The organism is Kitasatospora sp. NPDC024654 (genome assembly GCF_055559155.1).
Window position 1 is genome coordinate 96,727 of sequence record NZ_JBVHLF010000026.1, and the last position, 1,411, is coordinate 98,137.

Sequence of the window (1,411 nt, forward strand, 5' to 3'; positions counted from 1 at the left end):
CTAGCCCCACCCCCCCCCCCCCCCCCCCCCCCCCACCCCCCCCCCACCCCCCCCCCCCCCCCCCCCCCCCCCCCCCCCCCCCCCCCCCGGGCCTCGGAGTGCCGGGTGGCGTCAGCCGCGCTCGGCGTCCTGGCCGCCACGCGCCTCGCGGTCGCGCAGCTCCTGCTCCACCTCTTCGTCCTCGACCTCGTCGATTTCGAGGTCGTCCTCGTCGTAGAACTCCTCGACGTCCTCGTCCTCCTCGAAGATCACCCGGTCGTCGTCCGAGCGGGCGGCGCGGTCGCGACCGGTCTCCTCGGCGGCGGCCGGCTGCTCCTCCTCCGCCAGCTCGGGGTCGAGCGCGTCCACGAACTCCAGCCCGTCGATCTCCGCGAGCCGCTCGGAGGCGTTGGTGGAGCCCTCCGGGTCGGCCTCGGCGGCCTTGGCGAACCAGTCCCGCGCCTCGTCGGCCCGGCCGGCCGCGATCAGCGCGTCGGCGTAGGCGTAGCGGAGGCGGGCGGTCCACGGGTGGACGGCGTTGGAGGCCAGCTCCGGGCTCTGCAGCGTCACCACGGCGGCGTCGTGCTGGCCCAGGTCGCTGCGGGCACCGGCCGCGACCAGGCGCATCTCCACCTGGCCCGCCTTGTCCAGCTGCTTGACCTCGGGCTCACCGGCCATCGCCAGAGCGCGCTCCGGACGGCCCAGACCGCGCTCGCAGTCGGCCATCACGGGCCACAGGTCGGCCCGGCCGGTCATCCGGCGGGCGGCGCGGAACTCGGTCAGGGCCTCCGAGTAGCGCTGCGTCATGTACGAGGCGAAGCCGGCCGCCTCGCGGACCGAGGCGACGCGCGAGGCGAGCCGCAGGGCGACCCGGGAGTACTTGTAGGCCTCCTCCGGCTCGGTGTCGAGCAGGCGGGCGACCATGACCAGGTTGCGGGCCACGTCGTCGGCCAGCGTCTTCGGCAGGCTCAGCAGCTCCTGGCGGACGTCGGCGTCGATCTCCTGGCCCGAGACGTCCTCGGGGATCGGCAGGCGGTGGACCGGCTCGTGGGTGCGACGGTCATCGCGGTCGTCCCGGCGGTCGTCACGCCGCCCCTCGTAGCGGCCACGGCCCTCGTACGGACGGCCGCCACGGTCGCCCGACGGCCGGTCGTCACGACGGAAACCGCCACGGTCACCGGACGGCCGGCCGCCTTCACGACGCGGCCCACGGTCACGGTCGCCGTAGGGGCGCTCCTCGCGGCGGAAGCCACCACGGTCACCCGACGGCCGGTCGTCACGGCGGAAACCGCCGCGGTCACCGGAGGGACGGTCACCGTAGGGACGCTCCTCACGACGGAACCCGCCGCGGTCACCCGACGGCCGGTCGTCACGACGGAAACCGCCGCGGTCACCGGAGGGACGGTCACCGTAGGGACGCTCCTCACGACGA

At 75.6% G+C, this 1,411-nt stretch carries 1 protein-coding gene; it reads right to left on the minus strand.

All coding sequences use genetic code 11. The features are described from left to right. Positions 1-111: 111 nt before the first annotated feature. Positions 112-1,011: a tetratricopeptide repeat protein gene (locus tag ACZ38L_RS17925; protein ID WP_465694109.1), complete on the minus strand. Its 900-nt coding sequence runs from the start codon at positions 1,009-1,011 to the stop codon at positions 112-114. Positions 1,012-1,411: the final 400 nt, after the last annotated feature.